The sequence below is a fragment of the Microbacterium sp. SCN 71-21 genome, assembly GCF_001725695.1.
In the GTDB taxonomy this organism is placed as follows: Bacteria; Actinomycetota; Actinomycetes; order Actinomycetales; family Microbacteriaceae; genus Microbacterium; species Microbacterium ginsengisoli.
This window is the reverse complement of record NZ_MEGA01000038.1, coordinates 1-18284: the sequence shown is the minus strand read 5'-3', so window position 1 is coordinate 18284 and position 18284 is coordinate 1. Positions and strand designations below refer to the sequence as shown.

Annotated in this window: 21 protein-coding genes and 2 tRNA genes; 12 read left to right on the top strand and 11 right to left on the bottom strand. The window is 69.3% G+C overall.

Annotated features, from left to right (window positions below; translation table 11 throughout):
- Together ABT08_RS07560 and ABT08_RS07555 are read right to left on the bottom strand one after the other, a co-directional pair.
- A partial coding sequence (locus ABT08_RS07560; RefSeq protein ID WP_288114458.1) for a ribose-5-phosphate isomerase occupies window positions 1-506 on the bottom strand: 506 nt, incomplete at its 3' end.
- Window positions 507-516: 10 nt separating this feature from the next.
- Window positions 517-1698, bottom strand: a complete 1182-nt coding sequence (locus tag ABT08_RS07555; RefSeq protein ID WP_502685876.1) for a ferrochelatase — start codon at window positions 1696-1698, stop codon at window positions 517-519.
- Between the two features lie 137 nt (window positions 1699-1835).
- On the opposite strand from ABT08_RS07555, the gene pepN reads away from it, so the two are divergent.
- The 4 genes from pepN (at window position 1836) to ABT08_RS07535 (ending at window position 7718) form a co-directional block, all read left to right on the top strand.
- On the top strand, window positions 1836-4379 hold the full coding sequence (pepN, locus tag ABT08_RS07550; RefSeq protein WP_056208627.1) for an aminopeptidase N: 2544 nt from the start codon (window positions 1836-1838) through the stop codon (window positions 4377-4379).
- A gap of 65 nt (window positions 4380-4444) precedes the next feature.
- Window positions 4445-5629: a mechanosensitive ion channel family protein gene (locus ABT08_RS07545; RefSeq protein WP_082483173.1), complete on the top strand. Its 1185-nt coding sequence runs from the start codon at window positions 4445-4447 to the stop codon at window positions 5627-5629.
- Window positions 5626-6051: a globin gene (locus ABT08_RS07540; protein WP_288114456.1), complete on the top strand. Its 426-nt coding sequence runs from the start codon at window positions 5626-5628 to the stop codon at window positions 6049-6051. Before ABT08_RS07545 ends, ABT08_RS07540 begins: the two co-directional genes overlap by 4 nt.
- Complete coding sequence (locus ABT08_RS07535) at window positions 6051-7718, top strand: FAD-binding dehydrogenase (protein WP_056208620.1); 1668 nt, start codon at window positions 6051-6053, stop codon at window positions 7716-7718. The genes ABT08_RS07540 and ABT08_RS07535 overlap by 1 nt, the downstream gene beginning before the upstream one ends.
- Before the next feature lie 7 nt (window positions 7719-7725).
- On the opposite strand, the gene ABT08_RS07530 is transcribed toward ABT08_RS07535, so the two are convergent.
- Window positions 7726-8394, bottom strand: a complete 669-nt coding sequence (locus ABT08_RS07530; RefSeq protein WP_045248392.1) for a DUF8185 domain-containing protein — start codon at window positions 8392-8394, stop codon at window positions 7726-7728.
- Window positions 8395-8441: 47 nt separating this feature from the next.
- On the opposite strand from ABT08_RS07530, the gene ABT08_RS07525 reads away from it, so the two are divergent.
- Complete coding sequence (locus tag ABT08_RS07525) at window positions 8442-9353, top strand: acyl-CoA thioesterase (RefSeq protein WP_288114453.1); 912 nt, start codon at window positions 8442-8444, stop codon at window positions 9351-9353.
- Here the strand turns inward: ABT08_RS07525 and ABT08_RS07520 are convergent.
- The 5 genes from ABT08_RS07520 to msrA form a co-directional block, all read right to left on the bottom strand.
- Window positions 9331-9834, bottom strand: coding sequence for an acyl-CoA thioesterase (locus tag ABT08_RS07520; protein WP_056208612.1), 504 nt, complete (start codon window positions 9832-9834; stop codon window positions 9331-9333). The genes ABT08_RS07525 and ABT08_RS07520 overlap by 23 nt on opposite strands.
- On the bottom strand, window positions 9827-11506 hold the full coding sequence (ettA, locus tag ABT08_RS07515; RefSeq protein WP_056518600.1) for an energy-dependent translational throttle protein EttA: 1680 nt from the start codon (window positions 11504-11506) through the stop codon (window positions 9827-9829). Before ettA ends, ABT08_RS07520 begins: the two co-directional genes overlap by 8 nt.
- A 53-nt stretch (window positions 11507-11559) precedes the next feature.
- Window positions 11560-12054, bottom strand: a complete 495-nt coding sequence (locus ABT08_RS07510; protein ID WP_200930897.1) for a DUF6993 domain-containing protein — start codon at window positions 12052-12054, stop codon at window positions 11560-11562.
- Between the two features lie 25 nt (window positions 12055-12079).
- On the bottom strand, window positions 12080-12556 hold the full coding sequence (gene ssb / locus ABT08_RS07505; protein WP_056208607.1) for a single-stranded DNA-binding protein: 477 nt from the start codon (window positions 12554-12556) through the stop codon (window positions 12080-12082).
- A gap of 170 nt (window positions 12557-12726) precedes the next feature.
- The gene (gene msrA, locus ABT08_RS07500; protein ID WP_056518624.1) at window positions 12727-13251 is read right to left on the bottom strand and encodes a peptide-methionine (S)-S-oxide reductase MsrA; all 525 of its coding nucleotides are present in this window, start codon (window positions 13249-13251) and stop codon (window positions 12727-12729) included.
- A 115-nt stretch (window positions 13252-13366) separates the two neighbouring features.
- Between msrA and ABT08_RS07495 the strand changes: the two genes are divergently transcribed.
- Window positions 13367-13588: a hypothetical protein gene (locus tag ABT08_RS07495; protein WP_056208599.1), complete on the top strand. Its 222-nt coding sequence runs from the start codon at window positions 13367-13369 to the stop codon at window positions 13586-13588.
- 4 nt (window positions 13589-13592) lie between these two features.
- On the opposite strand, the gene yczR is transcribed toward ABT08_RS07495, so the two are convergent.
- Window positions 13593-15026 (bottom strand): MocR-like transcription factor YczR, encoded by a 1434-nt coding sequence (yczR, locus tag ABT08_RS07490; protein ID WP_056518602.1) that lies wholly within the window; start codon window positions 15024-15026, stop codon window positions 13593-13595.
- A gap of 61 nt (window positions 15027-15087) precedes the next feature.
- Between yczR and yczE the strand changes: the two genes are divergently transcribed.
- On the top strand, window positions 15088-15765 hold the full coding sequence (gene yczE, locus ABT08_RS13230) for a membrane protein YczE (RefSeq protein WP_288114471.1): 678 nt from the start codon (window positions 15088-15090) through the stop codon (window positions 15763-15765).
- Here the strand turns inward: yczE and ABT08_RS07480 are convergent.
- A tRNA-Arg gene (locus ABT08_RS07480) sits at window positions 15727-15799 on the bottom strand. The two genes, yczE and ABT08_RS07480, sit on opposite strands and share 39 nt — an antisense overlap.
- Window positions 15800-15878: 79 nt before the next feature.
- Here ABT08_RS07480 and orn point away from each other — a divergent pair.
- From orn to ABT08_RS07455, 5 genes are all read left to right on the top strand, one after another.
- Window positions 15879-16502 (top strand): oligoribonuclease, encoded by a 624-nt coding sequence (gene orn / locus ABT08_RS07475; protein ID WP_056208596.1) that lies wholly within the window; start codon window positions 15879-15881, stop codon window positions 16500-16502.
- A 37-nt stretch (window positions 16503-16539) separates the two neighbouring features.
- Window positions 16540-16615: transfer RNA gene (locus ABT08_RS07470), tRNA-His, on the top strand.
- 26 nt (window positions 16616-16641) lie between these two features.
- Window positions 16642-16992, top strand: a complete 351-nt coding sequence (locus tag ABT08_RS07465; protein WP_045248401.1) for a metallopeptidase family protein — start codon at window positions 16642-16644, stop codon at window positions 16990-16992.
- Window positions 16989-17285, top strand: a complete 297-nt coding sequence (clpS, locus tag ABT08_RS07460; RefSeq protein WP_045248552.1) for an ATP-dependent Clp protease adapter ClpS — start codon at window positions 16989-16991, stop codon at window positions 17283-17285. Before ABT08_RS07465 ends, clpS begins: the two co-directional genes overlap by 4 nt.
- On the top strand, window positions 17282-17773 hold the full coding sequence (locus tag ABT08_RS07455; protein ID WP_056208593.1) for a DUF2017 family protein: 492 nt from the start codon (window positions 17282-17284) through the stop codon (window positions 17771-17773). The genes clpS and ABT08_RS07455 overlap by 4 nt, the downstream gene beginning before the upstream one ends.
- Window positions 17774-17782: 9 nt before the next feature.
- Here ABT08_RS07455 and ABT08_RS07450 read toward each other — a convergent pair.
- Window positions 17783-18284 (bottom strand): nucleoside/nucleotide kinase family protein (locus tag ABT08_RS07450; RefSeq protein ID WP_353743282.1); only part of this gene is annotated, 502 nt, incomplete at its 5' end.

Genomic DNA, 18284 nt, shown 5'->3' with positions numbered 1-18284 from the left:
ACGACGTCGGCGACGCCCTGGCCCGCGCGGGGATCGGGCAGCAGCGACCCGTCGCGCTCGAAGTCGGCGATCTGCGCGATGCGGCGCACGTGGCGCTCCTCGCCCGAGAACGGCGTCGCGATGAACGTGTCGATGAGCGAGACGACCTCGTCGTAGGTGTGCTGACGTGCACCGATCGAGATCACGTTCGCATCGTTGTGCTCGCGCGCCAGCTCGGCCGTCGCGGTGTTCCACACGAGGGCGGCACGGATGCCGTCCACCTTGTTCGCGGCGATCTGCTCGCCGTTGCCGGACCCGCCGAACACGATGCCGAGCGTGTCGACGCCCGCCGCCTGATCGCGCACGACCGCCTGCGCCGCACGGATGCAGAACGCCGGGTAGTCGTCGACGGGGTCGTAGCTGATCGGCCCGTGGTCGACGACGTCGTGACCGGAGTCGCGGAGGTGCTGCTGAAGCTGGACGGAGAAGTCGAGGCCGGCGTGGTCGGTCGCGATGTGGATGCGCATGAGGACGATCCTAGGGAGCGATGCCCGCGGCGGCGGGCTTGAATCCGGCGCGGACGTTCTCACAGCACGCGGGGCGGCACACGTCGAACCACGGACCGAGATCGGTGCGGTGCGGCCGGTCGGCGGCCACGGTGCCCTCGAGGCGCTCGACCACCAGGTCGACGAGACCCGCGACATAGGCCGGATCGACACCGGGCGTGCGGGTGCGGACCGCACGCAGGCCCGCCTCGGCCGCGGCATCCAGAGCCTCGGTGTCGAGGTCCCACTTGACCTCCATGTGATCGCTCACGAAGCCGAGCGGCACGATCGCGACGGCCTCCACTCCCTGCGCGGGCAGCGACTCGATCACATCGCACACGTCGGGCTCGAGCCACGGCTGGGTGGGCGGTCCGGAACGCGACTGGAAGACGAGCTCCCACCTGACGGCCTGTGCCGACGGGATCGCGTGCGCGACATCTGCCATGACGACCTCGGCCACCGCGCGATGCTGCGCCGCGTACGCGCCACCCTCGCCGAAGTCGACGTCGCGCGGACCCGAACGCTCGGCATCCGCGGTCGGCACGGAGTGGGTCGAGAAGAGCACCCGGATCTTCTCGGGGGCAACCCCGTCGGCGAGGAAGCCCGCGATCGCCTCCCGCACCCCATCGACGAACGGTGCGACGAAGCCGGGGTGGTCGAAGAACTGGCGCACCTTGTCGATCGTCACAGTGCCCGCGAGGCCGGTCTCGGTGAGCACGCGCGCGAAGTCCTCGCGGTACTGACGGCAGCTCGAGAACGAGCTGTATGCGCTCGTCGCCACCGCGATGAGCGTCGTGTGGCCGGCCTCGGCGGCAGCGGTGACAGCGTCATCGAGATACGGCGTCCAGTTGCGGTTGCCCCAGTAGACCGGCAGGCGGATGCCGCGCGCGGCGAGCTCCGCCTCGAGCGCCGCCTTCAACGCGCGGTTCTGCGCATTGATCGGACTGATGCCATCGAAGTGCCGGTAGTGATGAGCGACCTCTTCCAGCCTCTCGTCGGGGATGCCGCGTCCGCGCGTGACGTTGCGCAGGAACGGAATGACGTCGTCCTGGCCCTCGGGCCCGCCGAATCCCGCGAGCAGGATCCCGTCATAGGCCACCGGCTCCTCGATGTGGGCGGCGCCGCCGCCGGCGGCGGCGGAGGCGAAGGGCACGGATGTCTCGTCGGAGGTGATGCTCACGCGTCCATCCTCGCACCGCCATCCCGGTCATCGCTCGGTCCGCGTCAGTGCCGCGGCGTAGGGTGGAGGGGTTGTCGCCGGCGCCACCCGCGTCAGGAGCGACGTCCCCCTCGACCCACGGGAGAACCGACGTGCCTGGAGAGAACCTCACCCGCATCGAAGCGCAGGAGCGCCGCGCAATCGTCGACACCACCGCCTACGCGGTCGTGCTCGACCTGACCACCGGGCCGGAGGTGTTCCGCTCGACGACGACCGTCACGTTCACGGCCACGGCCGGGGCATCCACCTTCATCGACCTCATCGCCCGCACGGTGCACTCGGTCACCCTCAACGGACGCGCGCTCGACGCCGCGGCCGTGTTCGCTGACTCGCGCATCCAGCTCGACGGGCTCGAGGCCGAGAACACCCTCGTCGTCGATGCCGACGCGCTCTACACCAACACCGGCGAGGGACTGCATCGCTTCGTCGACCCCGTCGACGGCGAGGTGTACCTGTACTCCCAGTTCGAGGTGCCCGACTCGCGCCGCGTGTTCGCGGCGTTCGAGCAGCCCGACCTCAAGGCGACGTTCCAGTTCACCGTCACCGCGCCGGCGGCGTGGAAGGTCATCTCGAACTCCCCCACCCCCGAGCCGGTCGTCGACGGCGACGCCGCCACCTGGACGTTCGAGCCGACCCCGCGCATCTCCTCCTACATCACGGCGCTCATCGCGGGACCGTACGAGTCGACGTTCTCCGAGCTGACGAGCGCCTCCGGCCGCGTCATCCCGCTCGGCGTGTACGCCCGTAAGAGCCTGTGGGGATTCCTCGACGCCGACTACGTCTTCGAGAAGACCCGTCAGGGCTTCGCGTACTACGAGGAGAAGTTCGGCGTCCCCTACCCGTTCGCGAAGTACGACCAGCTGTTCGTGCCGGAGTTCAACGCGGGCGCGATGGAGAACGCGGGCGCGGTGACGTTCACCGAGACCTACGTCTTCCGCTCCAAGGTGACCGATGCCATCAAGGAGCGTCGCGTCGTCACGATCCTGCACGAGCTCGCCCACATGTGGTTCGGCGACCTCGTGACGATGAAGTGGTGGAACGACCTCTGGCTGAACGAGTCGTTCGCCGAGTGGGCCTCGACGATCGCGACCGCCGAGGCCACCGAGTGGACCGAGGCCTGGACCACGTTCAACGCCATGGAGAAGACCTGGGCCTACCGTCAGGACCAGCTGCCCTCGACCCACCCCGTGTTCGCCGAGATCACCGACCTCGAGGACGTGCAGGTCAACTTCGACGGGATCACGTACGCCAAGGGCGGCTCGGTGCTCAAGCAGCTCGCCGCCTGGGTCGGTATCGATGCGTTCTTCGCGGGCGTCGGCGCGTACTTCCGGAAGCACCAGTGGTCGAACACGGAGCTGCGCGACCTGCTGGTCGAGCTCGAGGCCACCAGCGGCCGCGAGCTGACCGAATGGTCGAAGAAGTGGCTGGAGACCGCGGGCGTGAACACCCTCAGTCCCGTCATCGAGGAGGACGAGTCGGGAGTGATCACCCGCTTCGCGATCGCGCAGACCGCCCCCGCCGACTACCCGACCATCCGCCCCCACCGTCTGGGTGTGGGCTTCTACCAGCACCAGGGCGGCGCCCTCGTGCGCGTGCACCACGTCGAGCTCGACGTGGACGGCGATCTCACCGAGGTGCCGGAGCTCGCCGGTCTCGCGCGCCCCGACCTCGTGCTGCTCAACGACGAGGACCTCGCCTACGCGAAGATCCGCCTCGACGAGCGCTCGCTGAAGACCGCGATCGCCCACCTCGCCGACATCAGCGACCCGCTCGCCCGCTCCCTCGTGTGGGGCGCGGCCTGGGACCAGACGCGCGACGCGGAGGCCGCGGCATCCGACTACGTCGACCTCGTGCTCGGCAACATCGGCACCGAGACGGAGTCGACCACGATCCGCACGACGCTGGCGCAGCTGCTGCTCGCGGCGACCGCGTACGTCGCCCCCGCGACCCGTGAGGCCACCCGCGTGCGGGTCGCCGACACGCTGTGGGAGCTCGCGCAGGGCGCTGCCGCCGGCAGCGACAGCCAGCTGCAGTTCACCACCGCGTTCGCCTCCGCCGCGGCCACCCGCACCCAGCACGAGACCGTGCGGGCGCTGCGCGACGGCGTGATCGCGCTCGACGGCCTCGAGATCGATGCGGACCTCTCGTGGGCCCTCCTCGTCTCGCTCGCCGCGGGTGGGCTGGTCACCGCGGCCGACATCGACGACGCACTCGCCGCGGACAACACCGCAAAGGGTGCCGAGCTCGCCGCACAGGCCAAGGCGGCACTGCCCGACGCGGCGTCGAAGCAGCTCGCGTGGGACTCGCTCGTCGGCAAGGCCGACCTTCCGAACACGATCGTGCGCTCCGCCGCGCTCGGCTTCGTGCACCCGGCGGGTCGCGACCTGCTCGACGCGTTCGTCGCGCCCTACTTCGAGAACCTGCTGCCGATCTGGGGCTCGCGCACCTACAAGATCGCCGAGTACCTCATCGCGGGCCTCTACCCGGCGCCGCTCGCGAACGCCGCGCTGCGCGACGCGACGCAGGCCTGGCTCACGGCGAACGCCGACGCGCCCGCGGCGCTGCGCCGCCTCGTGAACGAGAACCTCGCGGGTGTCGAGCGGGCGCTGCGCGTGCAGGAACGCGACGCGGAGTGATCTGACAGACGGATGCCCCGGCCCACCCAGGTGCGGCCGGGGCATCCGTCGTTAGGCTGGACCTGATGTGGAATCTCGCCGACACTCCGGCCGCTGAGGGCGGCATCGACTGGGCGGGGCTGGGCACCGCCATCGTGACCTGGCTGATCGCCGCGGGCTGGAACCTGCTCGCCGTCGTCATCGTCGTGGTCGTCTCGATCGTGGTGGTGTGGGTGCTGCGACGGCTGATTCGCCGCATCGTCACGCGCATCGTCAACGGCGCGAAGGAGAAGGCGCACGTCGACGACACACAGGCGCTCGACCGGTCGCCGCTCGCGGCCGTGAGGCTTGTGCAGCGCACGCGCACGCTCGGGTCGATCCTGTCGAACATCGTGAACGTCACGGTCGTGATCATCGCGGCGCTGTTGATCGTCAACATCCTCGCGCCGACGGCCCTCGGGTCGCTCACCCTGCTGACCGCGGCACTCGGTGCGGGCCTCGGTTTCGGCGCGCAGAACATCGTCAAGGATGTGCTCAACGGCATCTTCCTGGTCGCCGAGGATCAGGTGGGCATCGGCGACGTCGTCGACCTCGGGCTGGCGACCGGAGTCGTCGAGTACGTGAGCGTGCGCATCACCCACGTGCGTGACGTGAACGGCACGCTCTGGTACGTGCGCAACGGCGAGATCACGCGCATCGGCAACATGTCGCAGGGCTGGTCTCGCGTGATCATCGACCTGGCCGTCCCTGTCGACGCCGACGTCGCGGAGGTCGAGAAGCACATGCTCGAGGCGGCCCGCGCGCTCGCGAAAGACCCGAAATGGCGCACCCGCATTATCGAGCAGCCGGAGATCTGGGGTCTCGAGTCGATCACCGGCGACGCACTCGTCATCCGGCTCGTCATGAAGACGCGGTCGAACGCGAAAGACGACGTCGCGCGCGAGCTGCGGATGCGCCTCAAGCGCGCGGTCGACGAGATGGGCATCAGACTCCCGCAGCTGAACTCGATCATGCTGTCGGGGCTCGAAGGCGCCGGTCGCGTACGCGGCGCCAACCCGCCCCGTACCCGGCCGAATCCGGTGGTCGAGCGACCGGTCTGGAAAGCGAAGCGCACGGCCGCCGAGGCATCCGATGAGGCACCGGAGCCGAAGGGTCCGATCACGAAGCCGTCCCCGACGGATGCTGCAACGCGGCGCCCCGTCGAGAAGAAGCCGCGCACGCGCCCCGCTCCGAAGGACGAGAGCACGGGCGAGAAGGACGAGACACCATGAGCGAGCCCTCCCCCGACGCCCCGTCCCTGTACGAGCAGATGGGCGGACGCCCCGCGTTCGCCCAGCTCGTCGACACGTTCTACCGCGGCGTCGCCGAAGACGACGTGCTGCGGCCGATGTACCCCGAGGAGGATCTGGAGCCCGCCAAGGAGCGTCTGCTGCTGTTCCTCGAGCAGTATTGGGGCGGACCCTCGACCTACAGCGAGCAGCGCGGGCACCCCCGCCTGCGGATGCGGCACATGCCGTTCCACGTGAACGCGGACGCCCGCGATCGGTGGCTGGCCCACATGCGCGACGGCGTCGACGATCTCGACCTGCCGCCCCTGCTCGAGGCCACACTGTGGGACTATCTCCAACGGGCCGCGTTCGCGATGGTGAACACGTTCGAGCCCACCCCCGGAGCACCGACGAAGGAGTCGTGATGACCGCACCCGTGACCCCCTCTACCGATGTCCTCGTGATCGGATGGGGGCTCGCGGGACTCGTCGCGACCGCCGAAGCGGTGCGACGCGGCAAGCGGGTCGTGATCGTCGACCAGGAGCCGCGCACGAACCTCGGCGGACAGGCGTGGTGGTCGTTCGGGGGCCTGTTCCTCGTCGACTCGCCCGAACAGCGACGGCTGGGCATCCGCGACAGCCTCGAGCTCGCCCGCCAGGACTGGTTCGCGACGGCAGGCTTCGACCGCGACGACGACGCGTGGCCTCGACGATGGGCGGAGGCCTACCTCGACTTCGCCGCGGGCGAGAAGCGCGCGTGGCTGCACGATCTCGGCGTGCGCATCTTCCCCGTGGTCGGCTGGGCGGAGCGGGGCGGCTACACGGCGCTCGGCCCGGGCAATTCCGTGCCCCGCTTCCACATCACGTGGGGCACGGGACCCGGCATCGTCGCCCCGTTCGAGCGCGCGGTGCTCGCCGCCGAGGCGGACGGCCTGGTGACGATCCTTCCCCGCCACCGCGTCGCCGAGCTGATCACCGAGTCGGGTGCGGTGGTCGGAGCGCGGGGTGACATCCTCACCGATTCGGATGCCGCGCGCGGCGTCGCCTCGACCCGCGAGGTCGCGGGCGCGTTCGAGGTGCGGGCGACGGCGACGATCGTGTCGTCCGGCGGCATCGGCGGCAATCACGACGCGGTGCGTCGCATGTGGCCCGACCGGCTCGGTACGCCGCCGTCGACGATGGTGACGGGCGTGCCCGCCTACGTCGACGGACGGATGATCGACACGGCCGGAGCCGCGGGGGCGCGCCTCATCAACCGCGACCGCATGTGGCACTACGTGGAGGGCATCCAGAACTGGAACCCGATCTGGCCGGGCCACGGCATCCGCATCCTGCCCGGTCCCTCGTCGATCTGGCTCGACGCGACCGGTCACCGGCTCCCCACGCCGCTCTTCCCGGGCTTCGACACGCTCGGCACGCTCGCTCACCTGCGCACGACCGGCCACGATCACTCCTGGTTCGTGCTCTCCCAGAAGATCATCGAGAAGGAATTCACGCTCTCGGGGAGCGAGCAGAACCCCGATCTGACGGGCAAGGACATCGGGCTGCTCGTGCGGTCGCGTCTCGGCAAGGGCGCCGCCGCACCCGTGCAGGCCTTCCTCGACCACGGCGCCGACTTCGTGGTGCGCGACACCCTCGACGACCTGCTGGCCGGCATGCGGGCCCTGCCCGGCGGCGACGCGCTGGATGCCGAGGCCGCACGCGCAGAGGTCATCGCGCGCGACCGCGAGCTGGCGAACCCGTTCACGAAGGACGCGCAGGTCGCGATGCTGCGCTCTGCGCGGTCGTTCCGCGGCGACCGGCTCATCCGCACCGCCACGCCGCACCCGATCCTCGATCCCCGGTCGGGTCCGCTCATCGCCGTGAAGCTGCACGTGCTCACCCGCAAGTCCCTCGGTGGCATCGAGACCGATCTCGACTCGCGCGCCCTGGGCGCGGACGGGACGCCGATCCCGGGCCTCTACGCCGCGGGTGAAGCTGCGGGGTTCGGCGGCGGCGGTGTGCACGGGTACCGTGCGCTCGAGGGCACGTTCGTGGGTGGATGCCTCTTCTCGGGTCGTGCCGCGGGGCGGGCGGCATCCCGCGCGGTGTGACGAGCCGTCAGCTACCGGTGCGGCGCACGGCGGTCATCGACGGCCGCCGCGGAACCCGCAGCAGCACGTGCCCGCGCGTCAGGCTCACCCGGCGCCAGCCGTCCGCCTCGAACACCACCGCCTGTTCGTCGCCCCCGATGAAACCGAGGGCGAAAGCCGCGAACGCGACGCCCCGCGGCATCCCGTCGAGTTCGGCGTCGCCGACCGACCAGATCGTCGCGCGGGTCGAGCGTACGACGTCCTCCCCCGGGTTCTGGGGCAGCGCCTCGGCGACGGCGGTCATCCCGCCCTGGGCGATGCGCGCGACCGTTGACGCAGACACGGATGCGACCCGCTCCCACCCGCCCTGGGGCGGCGCGATGCCCGCCCACGCGGCGCGCACGGCGGACGCGGGCAGTGAGACCTCGGTGTCGACGGATGCCGCGGCGAGCCCGGTCGCCTCGACCACCAGGTCACACTCCAACTCGGCGTCCACCGGGAGGATGCGCAGGGCCAGCACCGTCGGGGCCGCGTCGAGCAGGGTGCGCGGTGCCAGCACCGCCGTCGACATCACGAGGCGTCCCCCGGCAGCCTGCAGACGCACGGCCGCGTCGGTGTCGAGGGTCGCCGCGCGACGCGCGAAGGTGAGGGCGTCCGCCGCGGCATGGGCGTCCGGGAAGACGAGGCGGGGAGACATCCGCTCTAAACTACCAAGCGGCCCGCGGAGGCCTCGGGAGGAGCGGCATGTCCGAGAGCGAAGCGATCGCACGGTGGCGTGAGGACCCGGTGGCGGGGCTGCTGGGGGTATTCGACCTCACCGACACGGGCGCGCGCACGACAGAGGACATCTTCACGGCGTCGTCGCACTTCATGCCGAGTGGTCGCATCTTCGGCGGGCAGGTGCTCGCGCAGTCGATGCTCGCCGCCTCCCGCACGGTCGGGGACGACCGGGTCATCCACTCGATGCACGGCTACTTCCTACGGCCCGGAGACGCGTCGCAAGACATCACGCTCTCCGTCGACCGCATCCACGACGGCCGGTCGTTCTCGACCCGCCGCACCCAGGCGTACCAGGGCGGCGCCCCGATCCTGTCGATGATCGCGTCGTTCCAGGTGCCGGATGACGGGCTCGACCACGCGGCATCCTTCGACGGGGACGTGCCGTCCCCCGAGGAGCTCGGTGACCAGGAGACAGCGCTCACGCGCGTGACGTCGTTCAGCGGGCTGCGTCTGACCGATCGTCCCATCGAACTGCGCTACGTCGAGGGGCCCGTCTACATGCGGGTCGACGGTGCGCACGTGCCGCACCAGGCGGTGTGGGCGCGACTGCGGCGGCCGATCGGCGACGATCCGCTGCTGCACCGGGCGGCGCTCGCGTATCTCAGCGACCTGAGCATCCAGGAGTCGATCCTGCGTGCGCACGGCATCGCGTGGGCGACGCCGGGGATGAAGGTCGCGAGTCTCGACCACGCCATGTGGTGGCATCGTGACGGACGCGTCGACGATTGGGTGCTCTACGCGCAGGAGTCGCCGAACGCCCGCGGCGGGCGGGGGCTGGCGACCGGCCGCATCTACACCCGCGACGGCGACCTGCTCGCCTCGACGGCGCAGGAGGTCATGGTGCGACTTCCCGTCAGCGACGGTGCGCGTAGCTGATCGAAGGGCCCGCGTACGGCTCCCACGCGGCACGAAGGGTCTCGGGCAGGCGCACGGGTCGCCCGCTCACCGGGTCGACGAGCACGATCACCGCGGATGACTTCGCGTACAGCTTCTGCTCGCCGCCCGTCGCGGGGCTGAACACCTCGTAGCAGACCTCGACGCTCGATCCGCCGACCGTGCCGAACCAGAGCTGCACATCGAGCGGGTTGCGCTGATAGGGCACGGGCAGCAGGTACTCGATCTCCTGCCGCGCGATGAGCGTCATCGGTCCGCCGTCCTCGACGGATGCCGGCAGCACCGCGGTGGGTGGGGCATCTTCCCCGTCTCCGGGCAGCCAGAAGGCACGCACGCGCGCCTCCTCGAGGAGCTTGAGCATCGCCGTGTTGTTGACGTGGTTGTACGCGTCGAGGTCTCCCCATCGCAGATGGATGGGGATGTGGACGCGCCGATGCGCGGCCCCGGACGGCTCGTCAGTCACGCGTCAGCTTGCGGTAGGTGGAGCGGTGGGGGTTGGCCGCATCGGCGCCGAGCCGCTCGATCTTGTTCTGCTCGTAGGCCTCGAAGTTGCCCTCGAACCAGTACCACCGGTCGGGGTCCTCATCGGTGCCCTCGTAGGCGAGGATGTGCGTCGCGATGCGGTCGAGGAACCACCGGTCGTGGGTGATCACGACGGCGCATCCCGGGAACTCGAGCAGTGCGTTCTCGAGCGACTGCAGCGTCTCGACGTCGAGGTCGTTCGTCGGCTCGTCGAGCAGCAGCAGGTTGCCGCCCTGCTTGAGGGTGAGCGCGAGGTTCAGGCGGTTGCGCTCACCACCGGAGAGCACGCCGGACTTCTTCTGCTGGTCGGGCCCCTTGAAACCGAACTTCGAGACGTAGGCGCGCGACGGGATCTCGGTCTTGCCGACGGTGATGATGTCGAGTCCGTCGGAGACGACCTCCCAGAGCGTCTTCTCCGGGTCGATGCCCGCACGGGACTGGTCGACGTAGCTGATCTTGACCGTCTCGCCGATCTTGAGGTCGCCGCCGTCGAGCGGCTCGAGACCGACGATCGTCTTGAACAGCGTCGTCTTTCCGACGCCGTTCGGGCCGATGACGCCGACGATGCCGTTCGGCGGGAGACTGAAGCTCAGTCCGTCGATGAGCGACCGGCCGTCGAAGCCCTTCTGGAGCTTCTTCGCCTCGATCACGACACTGCCGAGGCGCGGCCCCGGCGGGATCTGGATCTCCTCGAAGTCGAGCTTGCGGGTGCGCTCGGCCTCCGCGGCCATCTCCTCATAGCGCGCGAGACGGGCCTTCGACTTCGCCTGGCGGCCCTTCGCGTTCGAACGGACCCAGTCGAGCTCTTCGGCCAGGCGCTTCGCGAGCTTGGCATCCTTCTTGCCCTGCACGTCGAGTCGTTCGGCCTTCTTCTCGAGGTAGGTCGAGTAGTTGCCCTCGTAGCCGATGAGCCGGCCGCGGTCGACTTCGGCGATCCACTCTGCGACGTTGTCGAGGAAGTACCGGTCGTGGGTGATCGCGATCACCGCACCGGGGTACTTCTGCAGGTGCTGCTCGAGCCAGAGCACGCTCTCGGCGTCGAGGTGGTTGGTGGGCTCATCGAGCAGGAGCAGGTCGGGCTTCTGCAGTAGCAGCTTCGTCAGCGCGACGCGTCGCTTCTCACCGCCCGAGAGAGGAGCGATCGCCGCATCTCCGGGCGGGGTGCGCAATGCATCCATCGCCTGCTCGAGCTGCGAGTCGAGGTCCCACGCGTCGGCCGCGTCGATCTCCTCCTGCAGGACGCCCATCTCGGCGAGCAGAGCGTCGAAGTCGGCGTCGGGGTCTGCCATGAGGCCGGAGATCTCGTTGAAGCGGTCGAGCTTCGCCTTGATGGCGATGCCGTCCTGGATGTTCTCGAGCACCGTCTTGCTCTCGTCGAGCTCGGGCTCCTGCATGAGGATGCCGACGGTGAACCCGGGGCTGAGCTTCGCGTCGCCGTTCGAGGGGTGGTCGAGACCGGCCATGATCTTGAGGATCGTCGACTTGCCGGCACCGTTGGGACCGACCATGCCGATCTTCGCGCCGGGGAGGAACGCCATCGTGACGTCGTCGAGGATGAGCTTCTCGCCGACGGCCTTGCGGGCGCGGACCATCTGGTAGATGTATTCAGCCATAGCCGCCCCAGTCTACGGGGGCGAGAGTCGCCGCGTCGGACGGTGCTGACGGGCTACCAGTTGATCGGACGGGTCTGTCCGATCAGGCAGCCGCCGGAAACGAGGCCCGGGGCGACCTCTGTCACCGGACTCGCGATGGTCGGGCCCACCTGTCCGATCAGACATTCGTCGCCGAGACGAACGGAGAACTGAAGGCTCTCGACTGCGCGTCCGATCGTGGTCTCATCGTTCGTGACCTGCATGTCGGCCTTCGAGAAGCCGTCGGCGACCAACGCGTCGATGTAAGCCCTGCCGTGAACCTGATCCGGACCGCTCCATACGCTCGCCACCGTCTGGGCGAAGATCGGCAGGTTCTGCTGAGCCGTGCCTCCCGGGACGAACGCCACTGGTCCCGATGCCGTCGGGGTGGACGTCGGCGTAGCCGACGACACCGCGACGGACGGAGTCGGAGATGGAGCCGGTGTGGAGGTGCACCCCGCGAGAAGAGCGAGCGCCCCCGCCGCGCAACCGGCGGCGATCAGTTGCACGGAGGAGCGGAACCGGGTCACAGCGGGAGTCTAACCGGGGCCGAACTCAGAACGGCGTCGCGACGTTGTCGCCGACAGGCTCTCGGCTCGGAGCCCCGGCGCTCTCGTCGCCCGGCAGGGCCCAGGAGGACTCGGAGTCATCCGGCGCGCCCTCGACGACCGCGGCGACATGGTCGCGCACGAAACTGGTCGTACCCCAGCGCAGGTCGTGGCCGATCGCATCGGCTTCGATCTCCGGTGACACGCCCTTTCGCGTGCCATTGTCCCATTCCCGCAGGCGCAGCCGTCCGTGGACGATGACGCGGTCACCCTTCTGCAGCGACCCGTGGGCATGATCTCCCAGCGCGCGGAACGCCGACACCGTGTACCAGTTCGTGTCGCCGTCGATCCACGCCTGCCGCTGTCGGTCGTAGCGCCGATCGGTTGCCGCCACCCTCAGCGTGGTGACAGTGAGGCCATCGGCGACCGTACGGCGTTCGGGGATGCCGGCCACGTTTCCGATGACGGTGATGTGCTCAGACATGAGGTGCTCCTTCCCGGTGCGGAGACCGTCCCCGCACCGGTCGCGACGCCCGGGTGCCCGCCGGACGTCGCGACCGGGACCAGCCTCATACGGGGACGGGCGCGGCATCCGCCTGACCCCGAGGCCAGGGGGAACCGCGCCCGTTGTGTGCGCTGGGGAGGAAGCCGCGTTCAGGCCTCGACGTACTCCGCGAAGCGCGCGCGTACCTTGTTCACCTTCGGAACGGCGACCGCCAGGCAGTAGCCCTGCGTCGGGTTCTTCGCGAAGAAGTCCTGGTGGTAGTCCTCCGCGGGGTAGAACTCCCCGAGCGGCTCGATCGTCGTGACGATCCCGCCGTCCCACCACTCCGACGCCCGATCACGAGCCGCTTCGAACAGCTCGCGCTGCGCGTCGTCGGCGGGGAACATCGCGCTGCGATACTGCGTGCCGATGTCATTGCCCTGCCGATTGAGCTGACGAGGGTCGTGCATCGTGAAGAACGCATCCAGGATCACGTCGGCGGGCACCACATCGGGTTCGAACGTGACGGCCACAGCCTCGGCGTGTCCCGTGGCTCCCGTGCACACCTGCTCATACGTCGGATGGGGCCGCCGCCCGCCGGTGTAACCGGAGACGACCGAGCTCACGCCCCGCAGCGAGCGATATGCCGCGTCGAGGCACCAGAAGCAACCGCCGGCCAACACGAATGTCTGCATCATCTCTCCACTCTCTCGCACCCGAGGGTGCCATCGCATACAACAGCACCCTCGTCTCCCCTGTTCCCGGCGCCGATGTCCGTGGTCGAAGCTATGTTCGAACCACGGAGGCATCATGACGACGACACCACGACAGGATGACGGCATCGCGCGCGCCGCGGCAGACCTCTGGCGCGTGCTGCGTGCCGACGGCACGATTGCGGGGCACGTGCGCCGCGTGCGTGACGGGCACGACGACCTCTGGGTGACCCTGCGCTATCGGGCCGGCGCTGGGTTCGTCGAGATGGGCCGCTTCCGCGACCGTGCCGTGGCAATGGATGTCGCTCGTGCCGGTTGAGAGGTCAGATCACCGCATCGAGTCGGTCCATGCCCATCACCGGCGACATCGCGCGTACGTCGCGCCAGCACTGCGCCAGCACTCCCACCGCGCGCTCGAGCACGTCGGCGGTGGCGGTGAACGGCACGCGCAGATATGTGTCGTGTCCGCCGTCCACCGAGAATCGCGGGCCGGGCGAGAGAAGCATCCCGCGCGCACGGGCCGCCAGCACCACGTTGCCGCTCAGCGGTGCACCGAGGTCGATCCAGAGCGCCACTCCGCCCTTCACATCGGGTACCGACCACTCCGGCAGCAGAGACCCGACGCCGTCGACGACCGTGTCGCGACCCGCACGCAGCACGTGGGCCCGCTGGGCGACCACCTCGTCGTACCGATCCATCACCCGGGCGGCGATCGCCTGGTCGAGGTCGGGGGTGCCGAGCTCGGCGGCGAATCGCGCGGCGATGAGTCGGCGGATGAGCGAGGTCTCCGCGCGGATCCAACCGATGCGCAACCCTCCCCAGACGGTCTTGCCGAGCGACCCGACGCGAACGATGTCGAGGCCGGGAACGTCGAGACCGAACAGCGGTGCACGGTCGAAGGGCTCCACAGAGAGGTCTGCAGTCGTGTCGTCCACGACCACGGTGGTGCCCGCCCGCACCGCCGCGCGAGCGATCTCGTCGCGCTCGACGATCGTCATCGATCGGCCGGTCGGGTTCTGGAAGTCGGGCATCAGGTATGCGGCCACGGGCACGGTGCGGGCGAAGGCCTGTCCAGCTCTGTCGAGGTCCCATCCGCCGCCCGTCGACACCGGGATGCCGACGAGCCGACCGCCTGCACGGCGGAACGCCTCCGCCGCATGCGGATAGGTCGGCGTCTCGAACACGACACGGTCGCCGCGCGTGACCAGAACGGTCGCGAGGAGCGCGATCGCGCTCTGCGCGCCCGTCGTCACGATGATCTGCTCGGCCACGGTCGGCAGGCCGCGGGCGCTGTAGTTCGCGGCGATCGCGGCACGCAGATCCGCTCGCCCCACCACGTCGTAGCCGGGCCGCGCCACCAGTGATGCGGCGTCGGTCGCGGCTTCTGCGATCACCCCGGGCAGTCCCGGCCACGCCGGCGGACTCGCCTGCTGCAGATCGAGGGCGAAATCGTCTGGCGCGATGGTGCGACGCATTCCCTCGCCGCCGCCGAGCGGCTCCGTCACGCTGCCCGATCCCCGTTGGCTGCGGATGTGGCCCGAGTCGCGCAGACTCCGGTAGGCCGCCGCGACCGTGGTGCGGCTCAGAGCGAGCGCCGCTGCGAGTTCGCGCTCTGCGGGCAACTGGGTGCGAGAGGCGAGACGACCGTCGAGGCAGAGCAGCCGGACGGCATCGGCGAGAGCCTCGTACGCGGGTTCGCTGGTGCGCCAGACACCGAGAGCGGCGACGAGGCCACGAGCCGAAATTCGCGAGTCCATGCGGCCACGTTACTCATATTGGACTGGTGCACAAAGTCCACCTGTGCGCTGAGATGGAGGAATGACCCGCCGCATCCTCGCCCTCATCGTCGGATTGGCCCTCTACGGTGCGGGAGACGCTCTCGCGATCCGCGCCGGTCTGGGAGTCGATCCGTGGACAGCCTTCGCGCAGGGCCTCTCCCTGCACACGGGCATCGGTGTCGGCTGGATCACGAACATCGTGGGTCTGCTCGTGCTGCTGCTCTGGATCCCGCTGCGGCAGCGGCCCGGCATGGGCACGGTCGCGAACATCCTCCTGCTCGGCACCGTCATGCAGGCCACGCTCGCGATCGTGCCTCCGGTCGAGGGCATCGTGGTGCAGTTCGCGCTGCTCATCGGTGGAACGCTGCTGGTCGCGCTCGCGACGGGCATCTACATCGGCGCGGGATTCGGGCCCGGGCCGCGAGACGGCCTGATGACAGGAATGAACACGCGGCTCAGGTGGCCGATCTGGGTGTGCCGCGCGATCGTCGAGCTCACCGTGCTCGCGATCGGCTGGCTGCTCGGCGGCACGGTCGGCATCGGCACCGTCATCTTCGCCCTCGCGATCGGGCCGCTCGTGCACCTGAGCATGGCGCGCTTCGCGCGAGTGCGCCACGACGGCGGCGCCGAGGCATCCACTGCGCAGTCACCCATCGAGGAGGACTCGACAGCGCAGACGTGCCCCCGACAGGACTCGAACCTGCAACCGTCGGATTAGAAGGCCGATGCTCTATCCATTGAGCTACGGGGGCAGATCAAGACTACGGGAGCACTCGCCCCGCCACCCTGTCGCCGGGGCGAGCGTCGCCACCCCGCACTAGGATCGGTGCCATGGCAGGAACGGAAGGCGACCGGCTCGTCTGGATCGATTGCGAGATGACGGGGCTCGATCTGGAGGTCGATCAGCTCGTCGAGATCGCTGTGATCGTGACCGACTTCGAGCTCACCCCGCTCGACGAGGGCTTCCAGGTCGTGATCAAGCCCGATGCATCCGCTCTGGCGCACATGAACGATTTCGTCACCGGGATGCACCGCACCTCGGGTCTGCTCGACGAGATCCCCGAGGGGATCACCGTCGCCGAGGCCGAGTTCCAGGCGCTCGAGTACATCCAGCGCTTCGTGCCGCAGGAGGGGAAGGCCCCGCTCGCCGGCAACACGATCGGCACCGATCGCATGTTCCTGGCTCGCTACATGCCCCGCCTCGACCGATGGCTGCACTACCGCAATGTCGACGTGTCGAGCATCAAGGAACTCTCCCGCCGCTGGTATCCCCGCGCCTACTTCAACGCTCCGTCGAAGGACGGCGGCCACCGCGCTCTCGCCGACATCCGCGAGTCGATCCGCGAACTGGCGTACTACCGCTCGGCGGTGTTCGTGCCGGCGCCCGGCCCCTCCTCCGACGATGCGCGCGCTGCCGCGCAGGCGGCGGTGTCGTCGTTCGCGTCCGGGGTGTGAGAGAATCTTGAGGTTGTCCCGAGATCTCGGGGCCATGGTGGCTATAGCTCAGTCGGTAGAGCACCTGGTTGTGGTCCAGGGGGTCGCGGGTTCAAGTCCCGTTAGCCACCCCACGTTCTCCCGCGACGGGAGCTGATCGATGATCGACCTCGATGTCGACGCGTTCGAGGCGCTCGTGACCGATGAGCTCGACCGACTTCCCGACGAGATGATCGACGGTCTCGACAACGTGGTGTTCGTCGTGGAGGACCGCGCCGCCGACGGCTCGCTCGACCTGCTCGGCCTTTATGACGGGTGGGCGCTGACCGAACGCGACCGCTACGGCATGGGTGAGCTTCCCGACCGCATCATCGTCTACCGCGAAGCGCATCTCGCCGTCTGCGACTCCGTCGACGAGCTCCGCGACGAGGTGCACACGACCCTCGTGCACGAGATCGCCCATTTCTACGGCATCGACGACGAGCGCCTGCACGAGCTGGGGTGGGCATGACGGGCACGGCGACCGAACTCGACCGCGACCTTGACATCGCCGGCGCGACCCGTAGCGAACGCCCCTGGCAGACGGTCGTATGGAACGACCCCGTCAACCTGATGAGCTACGTCGTGCACGTCTTCCGCACCTACTTCGGCTATCCCCCGCCGGTTGCCGAACGGCTCATGCTCGCCGTGCACCACGAGGGTCAGGCGATCGTGTCTGAAGGGCCACGAGAACTGATGGAACTGCACGCGCAAGCCATGCATGACTACGGCCTGTGGGCCACGATCCGGAAGAGCCCCGAATGACGACTCCTCGCCTGATCGTGCTTCAGCTGACCCGCATCGAAGCAGCCCACCTGCAGACGCTGGTGACGCAGTTCGCCGAGCTGGTCGAGGTGCGCGATGACGATGACCCCGCTGTGGCCCGGCTCACCCCGGACGCCTATCCCGACGACGCCCGCGCGGCGAGCGACTTCCGCGACGCGACGCAGGACGAGTTGCTGCGTCGTCGCTCCACCGACGCGGCCGTCGTCACCGATGCGCTCGACGAGCTCGGGCTCGAGGAGGCGATGGATGAGCCGGTCGAGCGTCAGATCGAGGAGGAGCTGATCACTCTCGATCCCGATCAGGCCGCGGCGTGGCTGCGCACCCTGGCGGCGATCCGCCTCGTGCTCGCGACACGACTCGGGGTCACGGACGAGGACTCACACGACGACCGGGATCCTCGATTCGGCATCTACGACTGGGTCGGATTCCGACTCGACGGACTCGTGAAGGCTCTCGACGAGATCTGACCCACGTCCCTAGACGACAGTGAACCTGTGGGTCGCCCACCGGCTCGGGTCGTCACGTCGCACGTGATCCTCATCCTGGGCCGCCCAGGTGTCCCAGTGCGGTGCGTACGCCTCGCCGTCACGAGCGAGGGCGCGTTCGCGGCGAACCTCAAGGGGCGCGTCGAGCCACACCCGCACGGCGGCCGTTGGCGCGGAGCGAGGGGTGAGCACGCCGCATCCTTCGATGATCACCGAGGTGTCCGACGCCACCTCATGCCACTCGGCAGCCCGCGCCGTCTGCCAGTCCCACCGCTGCCAGCGGCCGATCCCTCCCGTCGCGCGAGGCTCGAGAAGTTGGGATGCCACGGCCTCCGCACCGGCGCGCAGCCCCTCCCAGCCCGGGTAGATGTCGTCGAGCGCGACCACGGCGGCACCGCCGGCATGAGGCCACGCCGCGGCCAGCAGACGCGCGAGAGTCGACTTCCCGGCGCCGCTGCGGCCGTCGATCAACACCGTCAGAGGCAGGTCGGCG